The organism is Polyangium jinanense (assembly GCF_028435265.1).
Taxonomy (GTDB): Bacteria; Myxococcota_A; Polyangia; order Polyangiales; family Polyangiaceae; genus Polyangium; species Polyangium jinanense.
On record NZ_JAGTJK010000034.1, the window covers coordinates 60,677 to 75,748 of the forward strand.

The following is a 15,072-nucleotide window of genomic DNA, read 5'->3' on the forward strand; positions in this document are numbered from 1 at the left end:
AAGCAGGGGGCTCGCGCCCGAAGCCCCCGCAGGTCGTTTCCAGGTCAGAGCGCTTGCTGCGAGGGGGCGAAGACGCGACGGTGCCCGGCGCGAGCACGGTGGCATACCCCGACGTGACTCGGGCTTTCGTCGGACGTCGTGTACGCGGACGCACCCAACGAACGTGTCGCGCGCAAGGTTGAACGCATGACGCGGGGGTCGCTTTCAGGAACGTGGTCGGTGCTCGTTGAGCAGGTGCCACCGGTGAAGGGTGGTCACTGCGTGGTGCACGTGCTCCTTCGCACCGGGCGAGTGTGAAGGCCGCGTGTCGCGCCGCGCCGCGGGGCGCGGGGGGTGCTCATTCCGCGGCGCAGGGCATCGCGCGGAGGATACGGACAGTGTTGTTCTTCGTGCCCTTCGCAGCGAAGGCGACGCTGCCATCGGGGTAAGCGCGGAAGGCTTGGTAGCGATTGCCGAGCACGCCGGCGTCGAGCACGGCGCTCACGGCTTCGCCGGTCGTTGCGTGGAGGACTTGGACGAGCATCTTGCGATTCCCGTCGAAGGGCGTGAGATCACCCGGAGCGGTCGAGGTCTCCCAGCCGGCGAGGAGGTATTTGTCGCCGTAATTCGCGAGGTAGGGCGCGCGCGCGTTTTCCCCGGTCTTCCCGGCGATCACGATGTCCTTGTCGGCCGTCCCGCTGTTGAAATGCAGGAGGTGGACCTCGGCGAGGCCGTTCGCGAGGACGGGCTCACCATTTTGACGGTCGCTCGTCAGGGCCCAATAACCGCCCTCGTGATCGAGGGCGACGTCGCTCAAATTCGAATAGGCGAGGTCGATCGACTTGATCGTGGAGATTTCCGGGGCATGAGCGATGCGGTTGTTGTTGTCGGTTTTGCAGATGGTGACGTATTTGTTCGCGCCCGGATCCCAGGTGATGCGCTCGTAGCCGCTATGGCTACAACCCCAATCGAACCCGCCCGAGAGCAGCTCTCCGGCCGGGGAGACGACCTTCATGCGATCGCCCTGGTGAATGTTGATGCAGCCGCCTTGCGAGACGCTGATCGCCGCGCCGAAATAACCGGCGAAGTTCGTGCCGTCCGAGGCGATGCGGCCGTGATGCGCGTACCACCAGATCATGAAGACATCGGGGCCGGTCTTGCCGGTCGAATAGGGGGGAAGGGCCGCGCTCGAGCTCGTGAGCTTCGTCGCCCAGGACTCGCTTTGGCCGTCGAAGCGCACCATGTACATGTCGTGACATGCCACGGGGGGGTTTGGCGGGGTGCCGCAGAGGTTCGTCGGCTCGCCGCAGTTGAGCGTCCCGCCGCCTTGGGCGTCGCGCGTGAGGAGGAGGACGCCGCCTTTGTCATCGGCGTAGAGGTCGCCGAAATCGTGGGCGTTGATATCGACGAGGTCACCGACGAGCTTGTCGCTCACGTCGAGCTCGGCGACGTGGACCTTGTTGTCGGTCCCCATGAAGGCGAGGCGGGAGCCGCCGGAGGGGTTGGGGGAAATCGCGAGAGGGCGAAGATTTACCTCGTCTTCGTTCTGGTCGACGGCGATGGGGAGCTCGACCTCGGTGATGGTCAGCGTCGGGTTGCTGCACGTGCCTTGCGTTGGGTTTCCGGTTGTGCCTCCGCCGGAGCCCGAAGAGGCCCCGGGACCTGTGCTCGAGTTGCTCGAGCTTCCCCCAGCGCCGGCGCCATTTCCGGCGCTGCCGCTGCTCGGATCCCCGGAGCCGTTTTCGCCGCCGCAGGAGATGGCGAACACGAGGGGCAGGGAGAGGAGGAGACATGTGGTTGTGAGGGGACGTGCATGGAAAAGATTGTTCGCATTCATGGAGGGGGGGTCGCTTTCGGGGCTTCGAGGGACGACGATCCAAAGGCGCGAAGGATACCCGCGCCCACGCAGAAAGACTCTAACCGAGTGCGGGGCAGTGGGCGCTTCATGATTGACATGCTGGTCGATGCCACCGACGATCGTGGGATGATCAAGCGTATCTTTTGCATGGGGCTGTTCATCGGGGGGCTCGTCCACTGCTCGGCGGGCGAAAACGGGGCGACGACCAGCCCCGGGGGACAAGGGGGCGGTGCGGGGGGCTCGAGCTCGAGCGCTGGCGAAAGCGGAGGCATGAATGCGGGCGGCGGCGGCGCAGGAGGCGAAGGAGGCGTCCTCTTCCCGAGCGGCTCGGGGGGCGGGGGCGGGTCATGCACGCCGGCGGGCGCGGTCGAGACGGTGTGCGACGGCAAGGACGACGATTGTAATGGCCGCGTCGACGACGTGGACGTGGGCAAGGACGGGATCTGCGATTGCTTGCGGCTCGGGATCGTCGGCAGCCCGGGGAGCAATCCCTCCTCGAACTTCCAGGCCTGGCTCGCGGCGCGAGGCACGAGCGTGGAGCGGACGCATCAGACGCCCGCGGAGGTCTTCGACGCGGCGCTCCTCGACAAATACGACGTCATCATCTTCGATCGGCTGGCTCGGACGTACACGGCCGAGGAGGCGAATGCGCTCGCGGCGTGGGTGGAGACGCGGGGCGGGTTCGTCTCGATGACGGGATATGCCGATGCGGACCCTGATTTCTACGTGAACACGCTGCTCGCCCCGTTCGGGCTCGCATACCAGCCCGGTCTGCACTCCGAGCCAGTGACGATGTTCGCGGCGCACCCGGTGACGGCCGGGCTCTCGTCGGTGACGTTCCTCGGCGGATACCTGGTCGAGGACCTCGGCGGGAGCGGCGGCACGAGCGCGGCGATTGGGAGCATCCAGGCGGGGCCCGTGGCGTTCGCGCACGAGCGGGGCAAGGGCCGGGCCGTGGTGTGGGGTGACGAGTGGATCGAGTACGACAGCGAATGGCAATCGCTGCCCGAGATCGAGCAGCTCTGGGTCAACATGATCGCTTGGCTCGGACCTCAGGATAGCTGTCAGGTCACGGTGCCGAAATGACGGATCGAGGGGTCAGCGACCGGGCTCCTTTTCCGTCGCTTGCAGGAGCAGCTTTTTGATCCTGTCCTCGTCGAGGACCGTGAACACGGAAGCCTTCCCTTCGTGGTGCACGTAGATCCCGACCTGCGTCGCGAGGGCGAGCGCGAGCACCTTCATCGCGGGCATTCCCTCGGGTTTGGCGTCGGCGCCGTCAACGGCGCGGAGGGAGGCCTCGTCCGTATAAAAGACGAGGTTTCCCTCGTGCCTGGGCATCGTGCCTCGGGCATTGTTGAAATACAGGACGGATCGCAGGAGTTCTCGCTCGAAGTTCGCGTGCGCCTTTGCGTGGTCCATCCCGTACGCCTCCGGCGTCCAGATCGCCACCAGCGCGGGGCCGAGCTTCTCGTTGTTCGGGATCCCCGTCACGAGGGAGGGGTCGAGCGTCGTTGAAAGGTGAACGGTGGGCGCCGGAGCCTCGGCGGCCTCCGATCCTCCTTTCGGCTTTGAACTCTTCACGGCGTTCCGCACGTGCTCCTCGGTCTTGAATCGCTGGAACTTGTTCTCCATGCGTGAAGCGGCGAGCCGCTCGGCGGCCATCAGGGCCGCGGCCTGCTCCCGAGACGCCTTTGCGCGCAGATAAAACCCGCCAATCGCCAAGGCCATGAAGCCCAGGGACACGGCCCCCGTCACGGTCGTCGGAACGGGTGGCGTCTCATCGTTTCTCGTGGCGAGGAACAGCCCGCCGAACCCGGCCATTCCGGCGAGCCCGGAAATCCCCAGGCCGAGGCCGACGTTTTTCGTGGTCTGCGCGCCCTTCACCTCCGTTTCGTACATCTCGAGGGCGCGGGCGTGGTCCTTTTGGACGCGGTCGCGCTCCTCCTCGTAGGCACTCTCGAACGCGGCATACCGCGCGATGTGCAGGGCGCTGAGGGCGTCGATTTCCGTGTCTCCCTGATAGACGTGCCATTCGTGCACCGGCACCTCGGCCGGCTGCGCTTCGTAGATCACCTCCTTGCCCACGTAGCGGCCGCGCGCGCTATAGACCTCGCGCTCGCCCACGGGAACCTTCTTCATGACCGTGCGCGTGGAATCCTTGGTCTCGATCCGCAGAGGCTCCCCGGTCGACCGGTGCGGGAGCTGGTATTCGAAATCGGAAGGCGCCTGCGGCGGAGGCGGCGCCGCGCAACCACCGACGACAGCGCCGAGGACAAGCCACCCCACCCATTTCTTCATGCGTTCACTCCCTCCATGATGCATTCGACAATCCCTCGTTTTCCACGAGTCGCAAGGCCCGTGCCAGCCTCGGTGGTTTCCTGGGAGGTGAGCGTTTTCTCAAAGGGAGCGAAAAACGGTGCTGTGGCGCACGACCAAGCGCGGTTCCCTGCCGAGGTGTCATGGAGTCGGTTGTACTGCGCTCGTGACACTGTCACACGCGTATGACAGTGCTCCGTCGCGTGGCGCGGGCGCACGCCTTGCACGACTCTCGTGCTGGCGTGGACGTGGGCACGGGGGGGACAGGGAGCATGCGGTATGTTTTCCACTTGTTCACGTTCGTCGCGGGCTCGTGAACGGAAAGGATTCGACCATGTATACCGCCCTGTTCGCGCTCGCGTTTGCCCTCGTTCCCATCTACACGATTTCACCCCGGCCCCTGTCGGTTCAGGGAATGCAGCTCGGAGACATCGATGGAGACGGCGAGCTCGACGTCGTGCTCGCCCACAGTGGGGACCCGCTGCTGTACGGGGTCAGCGTGCTGCTGAACCGAGGCTCGAGCTCCGTGTCGCAGCCACGGTCGTATCGGCTCTCCGACAACGGCGGCACGGGCCTGCGGCTCGCTGATTTCAACGAAGATCAGCGCCTCGACGTCGTCGTGATGACCCTCGGCGCGGATGGAATGCGATCGCTCGACGTGCTGCTCGGTCAGGGAGACGAGGGCTTTGGGGCGCCGGAACTCGTCGCACCCAACGAAAAAGTGAACGGGATCGAAGTGGGGGATTTCAACGCGGATGGGCATCGAGACATCGTCGTGGGGAGTGGCTCCGTCGAGGGGGACGCTCCGCTCGTGCTCCTGTTCGGTCGCGGGGATGGCACGTTTGCGCCCGTCGAGTACGAGGGCGAATATTCCCTCAGAAATCTCGCCACGGGCGACATGAACGGAGACGGCGCGGTCGATATCGTGGCCGAAATGTACGAGGACACGGACGAGGGCGTCACGGCGTGGAGCGTGGCCGTTTTTCTCAATGACGGCACCGGGAAGTTCGCCGTGCCGCTCCGGCATCGAGTCCCCTGGAGATACTGGAAGGACCTCGCGCTGCTCGACGCCAATCGCGACGGGCGCCTGGACGTGGCCCTGATCGAGCCATACGAAAACGGGGTCGCCGTGTTGCGCGGCGCAGGCGACGGCAAGTTTGGCGAAGTCACCCGTCATGCGACCGGTCGTGGCCCGGTTTCTCTGGCCGTCGGCGACGTCGATCGGGACGGCTTTCCCGATCTGGTCACGGCCAACGAAGAGGACAAAACGATCACCGTCCTTCTCCTGAGTGCCCCCGGCAGCACGCCCAAGCGCTGGGAGCTCCCGCTCGGGGATCAGCCTGCGGCCGTGGCGCTCGGAAACATGGATGGGGACGCGGGGCTGGAAATCGTGAGCGCGGGCGAAACGGGGCGGATCACGGTCGTCGGATTCCGCGAACCCTGATCGAACCGGACGACGCGGCGCAGAGCGACCACGCCGCCGGCAACACGTGGGTATGTTCCGTAGGTCCTCAGGAGGCGAGGAGGCGCATGGGGAGTGTCTTCGGGCCGCGATCCGAGAGGTTGTAATCGCCGAGGAGGCAAGGGCCGGAGCCGGGCTCCCAGCGGGGGATTTCGAGCAGCGCCGCGAGCGCCTCCTCGACCTCCACGCGGACGAGCGGGGCGCCGATACAATAATGGTGGCCCATGCTGAAGGACAGGTGCCGGGGGCCTGTGCGCGTGATGTCGAAGCGGTCGGGATCGGGGAACGCGAGGGGATCACAAATCGCGGCGGGGAGGATGGGGAAAACGAGCTCGCCCTTTTTGATTCGCTTGCCGCCGATCTCCACGTCCTCCGCAGCGAGGCGGTTTGTCACGACGACCGATGGCTCGTAGCGCAGTGCCTCCTCGATGGCGCCCTTCATGCGGCGGGGGTCGTCGCGCAGGCGCTCGAGCTCGGCGGGGTGCCGGAGCAGGGTCCAGATGGTGTTCGCAATCTGGTTCATGCTGGTCCGGTAGCCGGCGACGATCACCTGGTAGCTCTGCAGGACGATGTCCTCGCGGCTCGGTGCGCCCTCGTCGGCCCAGAAGCGGCTGATCACATCGTCGCCCCGGTCCGCACGGCGGCGCTCCGCGAGGGCGGCAATGTAGTTGAGCATGGCGCTCGTATGCTCCTTGATTCGATTCGTGACGTCCTCGGCTATGGCCGCGCCGCCCGCGCCCTTGAACAAGGTCGTGATCCAGCCGCGGAAGGTCGGTCGATCGTCGGGGGGGACGCCGAAGAGGGAGGTGATGGTGCGGAGGGCGATGGGATCGGCGAGATCCTCGACGATATCGATTTCCTCGCCCTTTTCGCGCGCGGCCGCGAGCGCCTCGCGCGCGATCGCCCGCACCGCGGGGCGCAGGCCCTCGATGGCCTGGGGCGTGAAGCCCTTGTTCATGAATTGCCGGAGCCGCGCGTGGTCTGGCGGATCGCGGAACCAGACGAGCTCGGACCACATCTGCGCCATAGCGGTAAGCTCCTCGCCCGCGAGCGTCGGCATCATCACGCGGATGAGCTCGCGGGCGCGGTGATTGAGGAAGCGGCGATCGTCGCGGACCATCATGTCGGCGTGGTCGTAGCGCGTGACGAGCCAAATTCCGAGCGGCTCGAACCAGTGGACCGGATCCTCCTCGCGGATGCGGTGGAGCGTGGGATAGGGATCGTCGAAGAACGCCTGGCTCTGAATGTCGTACGGGGCGCGCTGGCTCATGCTCGTCCTCCTCGGGTGGCCGTTGCTCGGGCGGCAAGACCCCGTCGCAAGCAACCTCTTCCTTTGTGCACGTGAGGAGTTTAGGATGCGGCCGCACGTCCGGGTAGCTTTGTGTGGACCCGGGGGACGCGGGAGAAAAGAGGATGTCGTTCGTCAAACGCCCGGGAGGGGATCCCACGCAGATCGCAGGCGGCCTGCGCGAGCCGGAGCTGCCGATCTTCGAGGAGAAGGCGATCACGTCACGCGTGGCCGAGAAGGCCGTGAACGCATTCCAGGCGAAGGGCGGCGCGGCGTTCGAGGAGCTCGCGAGCCGCGCGGGCGCGGCGGGCCTGGGCGAGAGCGGCGGCGCGATGGGCGGCACCGACCTCACGTTCGCCTGGGAAAACGCGGCCGGGCCGCAGGGGCCGTGGAGCCACTTGCGTGTCGTGTCCGTGCGCGGGACCGAGGCCGTCTCGAGCCTGTATCGTTACGAAATCACGGCCCTCGCCCGCGAGCCCGCGCCCGAGCTCGATCCGGACGAGCTCATAGAAGCCCGCGCGACGCTGCGGATTGCCACGACGACGCAGCCTTCGTTTCGCGTCGTGCACGGCATCGTCGTCGAGACCGAGGAGCTCGGGCCCGTGCCGGGAGGCATGCTCTATCGCCTCGTGCTCGCGCCCCCGCTCACGCGCGCGATGCACCGCATGCGTTGCCGCATCTTCCTGGAGAAGACCACGCGGCAGATCATCGACGCGGTTCTGCAGGGCGATCCCGAGCTCTCGCTCGCGGTCGGGGCGAACGCGCCGCCCGACGGCGGGGACGAGCTGAGCTTCTCGCCTGCGATGGAGCGGTACACATGGCGTATCGCGGACGCCTCGCGGATCGACGACGTGGCCACGCGCGGGTATTGCGTCCAGTACAACGAAAGCGATTTCGCCTTCGTGTGTAGGCTCCTCGAGGAGGAGGGGATCTCGTTCCATTACGAGAACGGCGACGGGGTGTGCCTGCTCGTCCTCTCGGACAACGACGCGGGCCGCACGCGTCTCGACCCGTTCGAGCCGCTGGGCCCCGGCATCGTGGGCCGCGCGGTGCAATCGATGAAGCTCGGAGCGCGCTTGCGCCCGCGCAAGGTCTCGCTCCTCGATTACAACTGGAAACAACCCACGCTCGACATGGCCGTCGCCGAGCCGGCGCGGCCGGCGAGCGCGGACCTCGTGTACCACGAATATCCGGGGCGCTACACGGAGACGCCCGCCATGGGCAAGCCGCTCGCGGCGGCGACGCTCGAAAGGCTGGAGGTGGAGGCGAGTTACGCAGTCGGTGAGAGCACGTGCCGCACGATCGCGGCGGGGAGCATCTTCGCGCTGGAACACCCGCAATCACGCTACGAGGGCGAATACCTGATCACGAAGATCGAGGTCCGCGCCGAGCAGGCGGGCGTCCTGCCGCCGAGCGTGGCGACGGCGATGCCACTCTCCGGCGTGCCGTATGCCGTGACGTTCGAATGTGCGCGGCGCGGGAAAAATGGTTCCGTGGCGGAGTCGCGGTTCCGCCCGGCGCGCGTGACGCCGAAGCCGCGGATTCATGGATCGCAGACGGCATTCGTCACGGCGGAGCCGAGCACGAAGGGGGCGGAGATCCACGTGGGAGGGCCGCCGGGCGCCGAGATCGGCTGCGTCCGCCTGAAGTTTCACTGGGACACGGACACGGCGCGGCACGCGAAGGAGCCGACGTCGTGCTGGGTGCGCGTGAACCAGGTATTCGCGGGGGTCGGCGAGGGCGCGGTGTTCCATCCGCGTGTCGGGGTGGAGGCGATCGTCGATTTCGAGGAGGGAGATCCGGATCGGCCGATCATCGTGGGGCGCGTCTACAACGGGAAGAACCGGCCGCCGGGCGGAGCTCCCACGGTGAGCACGTTCAAGACGATGTCGAGCCCGTCCTCGGGGGCCTTCAATGAGCTCACGTTCGACGATACGGCGGGCAATGAGCAGATCAAGATGCACACGCCGTTCAACTGGAACTCGGACGCCGGCAATGATCGGACCGAGAAGGTGGGGAACAACAGCGCGTCGACCGCAGGCGTGGATCGCAACGAGATGACGGGCTCGAACCGGACCACGATGGCGGGCGGGAACAACGCCGAGGTGGTGGGGGGCAACGAGTCGGTCACGGTTGGCGCGAACCAGAACATGAACGTCGGCGCGAACCAATCGGTCAGCGTCGGGTCGAACCGATCGGTCGACGTCGGGGCGAACCAGACGGTCACCGTGGCGGGCAACCACACGGAGTCGGTCACGGGCAATCGCGAATCGACCATTTCGAGCAACGACAAACTCACGGTGACGGGCACGCAGGACGTCCACGTGACGGGCGCGCAAACGGAGAACTACGGCGCGACACAGGACATCACGGTCGTCGGGAACCAAAAGGCGCAGATCGGCGGCGAGCAGACGATCGAAGTGGCGGGGCCGCAGGCGCTCAAATCGGGGGCGAGCCAGAAGATCGAGGCGCCGGCGCAGGAGATGAAGGCGGACGGCACGCAGGCGTTGAAATCGACGGTCCTCACAGTGAACGCCGCGGCGATGGCGACGGTCGAGACCACGATGCTGACCCTGAATGGGGCCGCGTTCACGCAGATCAACACGGCGAGCCTGGTCATCACGGCGGGGACGATCACGATCACCGGCGGCGCGATCAGCATCAACGGCGGCACGGTGACCGTGAAGGGATCGCCGGTCGACATCGACGGCGGCGGCGCGGTGAACGTGACGGCCGGGCTGATCAAGCTGAACTGAGCGCGCGCATGAAATTCGTCAATGAGACCCCGCTGCCGGCGGCGATGATTCCGAACGGCGAGGAGGACGATCGGATCACGGCGCTGTTCCTCTGCGCGATCACGCTCCGGATCGCGTCGGGCGGGCTAGAGCTCGTCCCCGGGCAACGGCCGCTTTTGCTCGACGCGCGGTCGAAGGTCCCGAATGACATCATGTTCTCGAAGGAGGCCACCTCCGTGTGCGCGACGGGCTTCGTGTATCCGCGCCGGGGCGACCGCGCGCGGGAGGCCACGGCGTCGCTGCGCGTGGGTTCGTCCGACATGCACATTCAGGTGTTCGGTACGCGGGTCTGGCAGCGGGGGGCGCTCGGGGGGCTCACGCCGAGCTCGCCGGTCCCGTTCGAGCGGGTGGCGATGAGCTGGGAGAATGCGTACGGCGGCGTGACGAAGGCGCCCGCGGCGGTGGTGGAGATGGACGGGGAGGAGGCGTTTGTCCCGGAACACGAGTCGGGGTATCCGCTGAACTTGGACGGCAAGGGGTTTTATACGGACGAGGCGCGCGCGGAGAATCAGCCACTCCCGCAGATCGAAGATCCCGCGGCGCTCGTGCGCGCTTGGGACGATCACCCCGAGCCCGTCTGCTTTGCGCCATACCCGCTTTGGGGCGGCATGCGGGCGAAACACGTGGTGAAGGGGCAAGAGCTCGACATGACGGGCGTCCGCAAGCTCGGCAGCCGCGCGGCGCCGCGGACGACGTTCGACACGATCGGCGCGGGGACCGAGATCGTGCTCGCGGGGATGCGGCCCGGAGGCTCCGTTCTTTCGTTCGTGGTGCCGCGCTCGCCGGTCGTGGTCGCGATGTCGGTCGGGGGTATGCGCGAGACGATCGTGCCGCGGCTCGACGCCGTCGACATCGACGCCGAGGCATGTGAAGCGCGATTCGTGTTCCGGGCGAAGGCGACGTACGGCCTCGTGCAATTCGAGGAGCGGCGGGCGGTGCTCTCGCCGAGCGAGTTTTTCCCGAAGGGGTGAGCGGCCATGGCGAACAACTTCCACACCGATGCGGGATGGCTGCTCGTCGGGATCGATGGGCACAACGGGATCCATTGGCCGTTCGTGCCGACGTGGTTCTTCAAGCTGAACCTCTTGCACCCGCTCTCGATGGGCGACAAGCAGAAGCCGACGGTGATGTTCAATGGCGTGCCGTCGGTGACGCACGGGCACGAGCCCTCGAAATTGTGGCCGCACATCGGCATCTTCCCGAGCCCGCTCGACCTGATGACGCCGCTGCACATCCTGTTCGGCTCGCACAAATGCTGGCTGCCGCGGGGGGCGGTGGAGATCTGCGGGGAGACGTCGACATGTTGCGTGATCGGCGGAGCCATGTCGCTGAACGCCGATTGCTGGGAATACGGCAAATGGCCGACGTCGCTCGTGGAGGATCCGGGCACGGTGCAGACCACGCCGACCGTGATGGATTTCCTCATGGGCGCGGTCTCGCTCGCGGTCGACCTCGTGATCGATCTCGCGTTCGAGGTCGTCATGAACGTCGGCGGCGTGGCGCTCAAGAAGTTCGGCGATAAACTCATTGCCCCGTTCTTCAAGAAGGCGGACGAGGTGGTGGAGGGGGCGGCGAAGAACGCGGACGAGGTGCTCGGCGAGGGGCTCGAATCCGCGGCCAAGCAAAGCGACGAGGTGGCCGGGGAAGCGGCGGAGAGCGCGGCGAAAGGCGCGGACGGGAAAGCCTCGGATCTTTGTGACGAGGTGCGGTGCGAGGGCGGGCATCCGGTCGATCTGACGAGCGGGGACGTGGTCGATCGAAAGGTCGATCTGGTCTTGCCCGGGGCCATTCCGTTCGAGTGGAAGAGGCATTACTCGTCGAAACGCGCGCTCGCGCGGACCTCGCTCGGCCGTGGCGGGTGGGCGCACAATTTCGAGCAATGGATCGAGCGCACGGACGACGGGCTGCTCTCGCTCCGCAGCGAGGAGGGCCGCGACGTGTTTTTCCGCGCGCTCCGCGTGGGGGAGAGCGCGTTCCATCGGATGGATCGGCTGACGCTCCGGGCGCTCGAAGGCGGGGCGTTCGAGGTGACGAGCCACAAGACGCGGCTCGTGCGGCATTTCGCCCCGGAGGAACCGGGCGAGAAGGCGCTTCTCCGATCGATCCGGGACGCGTACGGAAACTCCATCGAGCTCGAATACACGAATGGCCGCCTCCGCCGGGTGATCGATACGGCCGGCCGCGAGGTGCGCGTGAAGACGACGCACGGCGGGCGTATCGCGCGGCTCGAGGTCTGGGTCGGCGATTCCTTCGAGCAGTGGGTCGATTACACGTACGCGAAGATGGGGGAGCTCGCGAGCGTGACGGATGCGCTCGGACAAACGGAGCGGTACGAGTACGACGAGGATCATCGGATGGTGAAGACCACGCTGAAGAACGGCGTGAGTTTTCATTATGCGTACGATCCGGAGACGGGGCGGTGCAAGAAGACGTGGGGGGACGAGGGGCTGCACACGCTGGTCCTCACGTACGACCTGGAAAAACGCGTTACGAAGGTCGAGGGGAATGAGGAGCCGCGGGTCCTTCACTGGAACGAGTCGGGGCTCGTGGTCCGGGAGGAGACGACGGATGGGATCCTGATCGGCACGTGGGAATACGACGCGGACAATTATCTGGTTGGCCAAGCGAATGGGGCCGGCGAGGCGACGCGGTATCGGTACGATAAGAGGGGGAACAAGGTCGAGGAGGTCGATCCTGCGGGGAACGTGACCCGGTGGGAGTACGACGACGATCTTGCTGTGTTGCAGGTGGGCCCCGAAGCATTGACGACGCGGCTCTCGCGGGACGCGTTCGGCGCGCTGCAGAGGGTGGAGTATCCCTCGGGCGTCCGGTACTCGTTCGCGTACGACAAAAAGGGGCGCCTCACCTGCGTGAGCGGGGACGAGGGGATGCTCGTCGAGGTCGCGTACGACGCCCAGCACAACATCGTGGCCGAGCTCGACGCGCGCAGCGCCCGGACGACGTACGAACACGACCTCGTGGGCCGGCCCGTGCGACGAACCGATGCCCTCGGGCGCTTCACGGCGGTGGAGTACGATCGCCTGGGGCAACCCCTGTCCGTGCGGAGGCCGGACGGCACGAGCACGCAATCGGCGTACGATCCGCTGGGCAACCCGATCCGCGTGGTTGACGCGTCGGGGCAGGTCACGCAGATGGAGTACGGCGGGACGGGCGTGCTCACGAAGCTCATGCAGCCGGACGGGCGGGTCTGGCGGTTCAAGTATTCGGCACAGGAGAAGCTCCGCTGCATCGAGAATCCGCGGAACGAGAAATACGAATTCGTTTACGACGCCGCGGGGAAGGTGGTCGAGGAGAGCACGTTCGACGGGCGGGTGCTGAAGTACCGGTACTCGAAATCGGGTAGGCTCGGGCGAATCGATTATCCGGATCGCAGTTATCGTGCGTTCGCGCATGATCCGCTCGGCAACGTGCTGCGCGAGGATACGACGGATGGCCCGATCACGTTCGAGCGAGATCGCATGGGCAGGCTGCTCGGCGCTGTCCTCGAGCAGGACGGCCAGCGGGTCGTCACGATGTTCGAGCGGGACCGGCTGGGGCGCGTCGTGGCCGAGGTGCAGGACGGGCGGCGGCTTCGGTACGAGCTCGATTCGCGTGGGCGCAGGACGGTGCGCGTCATGCCGGACGGCGCGGCCACCCGGTATCGATACGATATGCTCGGCGATCTCGTCGGGCTCTCGCACGATGGCCACGAAATCATGTTCGAGCGCGACGTGTTCGGGCGGGAGACGGCGCGGCGGGACGCCTCGGGGCGGTATTCGATCCGGAGCGAGTACGACTCGATGGATCGGATCATCGAGCAGCGCGTCGAGGCGCGGAGTCCGGGCGGCGGGGTGCCGCAGGCGGTGGTCCAGCGGCTTTGGCAATACGATGCACTCGGACGGGTGAAGCTCGTCGAGGATCGGCGGTGGGGCTCGACGGCGTATCGATATGATCCGGTCGGGCAGCTCGTGGAGGCGCAGCGGGGCAGCCACCACGAGGTGTTTGCATACGATCCGGCGGGGTCGATCCAGAAGATGCTCGACGGGCTGGAGACGGGCCCGGCGAAGGCGGACGAGGCCGAGCCGTGGGAGATCGGCAAGGGGAACTTGCTGCTCCGCACGGATCGCGCGAAGTATTCGTACGATCGGCGGGGGCGTCGGGTATCGAAGGAGGAAGCGGGGCAGCGGACCACCTATCGCTGGGATGCGCGGGACCGGCTGCGCGAGGTCACTCTGCCGTCGGGCGAGCGAGTGTTCTTCACCTATGACGCGTTCGGCCGGCGGCTGCGGAAGGAGATTCAGGACGAATACGGGGATAGGCGATACGCTGTCGATTTCGTCTGGGATGGGGATGTCCTGGCGCAGGACATCGATAGCCGGCACGGCAAACGTTGCTTCGTCCATGCACCGGGCACGTTCTTGCCGCTGCTCCAGGCGGAGCGGGGCGAGGTGTTCTGTTACGTCGTCGATCAGGTGGGGGTGCCGAAGGAGCTGATCGACCGGGAAGGGCGGGTCGCGTGGTCGGCGGCGCATTCGGCGTGGGGGCGCGTCACGGAGACGTACGCGGCGCCGGGGCGGACCGGTCGCGCCGTGGAGTCGCCCTTCCGGCTCCTGGGGCAGTATGCGGACGAGGAGACGGGGCTTTGTTGTACGAGGTTCCGGTACTTCGACGCGTCGGCAGGAAGGTGGTGCAGCCCGGATCCGCTCGGCATCATGGGCGGGCTCGACCTCTTCGCGTTCGGCAGAGACGCCATCAACAACGTCGATCCGCTCGGCTTGGCCTGCCAGAAGCCCGAAAACGCAGTCCACGACGCGAATTATACGATAAACAGACACACGCGTGATGGTAGGATCGTTCAGAAGGACCTCGGAAAGGGCAAAGAAGCGCACATATTCAACGATGACGCAGACCTCGAGGCCCTGGAGGATCTGGTCTGGAAGCACGGCGAGGCGCAAGGAAACGTCCGCGGCTTCGATCGGTTCACGTATACATCGGACACGCCGATCGGTGTGAGGACTCAGAACGGGAGATCCGACGTCCCTCTTTATGTCATAGAGATCAAGGGCAAACTCGAAGGCGATTCGTGGGTATACCACATGGTGCCGAGGACGAGGGTTGCGCAATGAGATCGAAATACAAATGGCTCGAAGCTTGGGTCGATTTTTCGAGCGACCGCCATTACGTACTGCTGGTGCGCGAGCGACTGAGTGGAAAGATCGAAATCGTCGACCCGGCCGAGGACAACAAGGTCATCCATGAGTTCGACAATTACGAGGACGCCGTACACTGGCTCCGCGAAGACGAGTACGATCAGATCGAGGGGCGCGGTGTCCTCGACGAGGATGGCGGGGTCACCTTCGATTGAGCGCGATGC

The 15,072-nt window shown here is 66.2% G+C and carries 9 protein-coding genes; 6 read left to right on the forward strand and 3 right to left on the reverse strand.

The window, feature by feature from the left end:
- Nucleotides 1-337: 337 nt before the first annotated feature.
- Nucleotides 338-1,747 (reverse strand): hypothetical protein, encoded by a 1,410-nt coding sequence (locus KEG38_RS38320; RefSeq protein ID WP_272425390.1) that lies wholly within the window; start codon nucleotides 1,745-1,747, stop codon nucleotides 338-340.
- 177 nt (nucleotides 1,748-1,924) lie between these two features.
- Here KEG38_RS38320 and KEG38_RS38325 point away from each other — a divergent pair, with 177 nt between their 5' ends.
- The gene (locus KEG38_RS38325) at nucleotides 1,925-2,923 is read left to right on the forward strand and encodes a type 1 glutamine amidotransferase family protein (protein ID WP_272425391.1); all 999 of its coding nucleotides are present in this window, start codon (nucleotides 1,925-1,927) and stop codon (nucleotides 2,921-2,923) included.
- 12 nt (nucleotides 2,924-2,935) lie between these two features.
- On the opposite strand, the gene KEG38_RS38330 is transcribed toward KEG38_RS38325, so the two are convergent.
- Nucleotides 2,936-4,135, reverse strand: coding sequence for an ATP synthase subunit I (locus KEG38_RS38330; protein WP_272425392.1), 1,200 nt, complete (start codon nucleotides 4,133-4,135; stop codon nucleotides 2,936-2,938).
- A gap of 352 nt (nucleotides 4,136-4,487) precedes the next feature.
- Here KEG38_RS38330 and KEG38_RS38335 point away from each other — a divergent pair, with 352 nt between their 5' ends.
- Nucleotides 4,488-5,597 carry an FG-GAP repeat domain-containing protein gene (locus KEG38_RS38335; protein ID WP_272425393.1) on the forward strand — a complete coding sequence of 370 codons (1,110 nt, stop codon included), beginning with the start codon at nucleotides 4,488-4,490 and terminating at the stop codon, nucleotides 5,595-5,597.
- A gap of 67 nt (nucleotides 5,598-5,664) precedes the next feature.
- On the opposite strand, the gene KEG38_RS38340 is transcribed toward KEG38_RS38335, so the two are convergent.
- Nucleotides 5,665-6,885 (reverse strand): cytochrome P450, encoded by a 1,221-nt coding sequence (locus KEG38_RS38340; RefSeq protein WP_272425394.1) that lies wholly within the window; start codon nucleotides 6,883-6,885, stop codon nucleotides 5,665-5,667.
- A 143-nt stretch (nucleotides 6,886-7,028) separates the two neighbouring features.
- Between KEG38_RS38340 and KEG38_RS38345 the strand changes: the two genes are divergently transcribed.
- From KEG38_RS38345 to KEG38_RS38360, 4 genes are read left to right on the forward strand one after another with little or no spacing between them, the layout of a single operon-like run.
- Nucleotides 7,029-9,659: a type VI secretion system Vgr family protein gene (locus KEG38_RS38345; protein ID WP_272425395.1), complete on the forward strand. Its 2,631-nt coding sequence runs from the start codon at nucleotides 7,029-7,031 to the stop codon at nucleotides 9,657-9,659.
- An 8-nt stretch (nucleotides 9,660-9,667) separates the two neighbouring features.
- Entirely contained in the window at nucleotides 9,668-10,669 is a 1,002-nt protein-coding gene (locus KEG38_RS38350) for a DUF2169 domain-containing protein (RefSeq protein WP_272425396.1), read from the forward strand.
- A gap of 6 nt (nucleotides 10,670-10,675) precedes the next feature.
- Nucleotides 10,676-14,824, forward strand: coding sequence for a DUF6972 family protein (locus tag KEG38_RS38355; RefSeq protein ID WP_272425397.1), 4,149 nt, complete (start codon nucleotides 10,676-10,678; stop codon nucleotides 14,822-14,824).
- Nucleotides 14,821-15,063: a hypothetical protein gene (locus KEG38_RS38360; RefSeq protein ID WP_272425398.1), complete on the forward strand. Its 243-nt coding sequence runs from the start codon at nucleotides 14,821-14,823 to the stop codon at nucleotides 15,061-15,063. The genes KEG38_RS38355 and KEG38_RS38360 overlap by 4 nt, the downstream gene beginning before the upstream one ends.
- Nucleotides 15,064-15,072 lie beyond the last annotated feature (9 nt).

Bases quoted from the DNA above. Each gene is read 5' to 3' on its own strand.
- KEG38_RS38325 (WP_272425391.1), top strand. From the start codon at position 1,925: ATGATTGACATGCTGGTCGATGCCACCGACGATCGTGGGATGATCAAG.
- KEG38_RS38330 (WP_272425392.1), bottom strand. From the start codon at position 4,135: ATGAAGAAATGGGTGGGGTGGCTTGTCCTCGGCGCTGTCGTCGGTGGT.
- KEG38_RS38335 (WP_272425393.1), top strand. From the start codon at position 4,488: ATGTATACCGCCCTGTTCGCGCTCGCGTTTGCCCTCGTTCCCATCTAC.
- KEG38_RS38340 (WP_272425394.1), bottom strand. From the start codon at position 6,885: ATGAGCCAGCGCGCCCCGTACGACATTCAGAGCCAGGCGTTCTTCGAC.
- KEG38_RS38345 (WP_272425395.1), top strand. From the start codon at position 7,029: ATGTCGTTCGTCAAACGCCCGGGAGGGGATCCCACGCAGATCGCAGGC.
- KEG38_RS38350 (WP_272425396.1), top strand. From the start codon at position 9,668: ATGAAATTCGTCAATGAGACCCCGCTGCCGGCGGCGATGATTCCGAAC.
- KEG38_RS38355 (WP_272425397.1), top strand. From the start codon at position 10,676: ATGGCGAACAACTTCCACACCGATGCGGGATGGCTGCTCGTCGGGATC.
- KEG38_RS38360 (WP_272425398.1), top strand. From the start codon at position 14,821: ATGAGATCGAAATACAAATGGCTCGAAGCTTGGGTCGATTTTTCGAGC.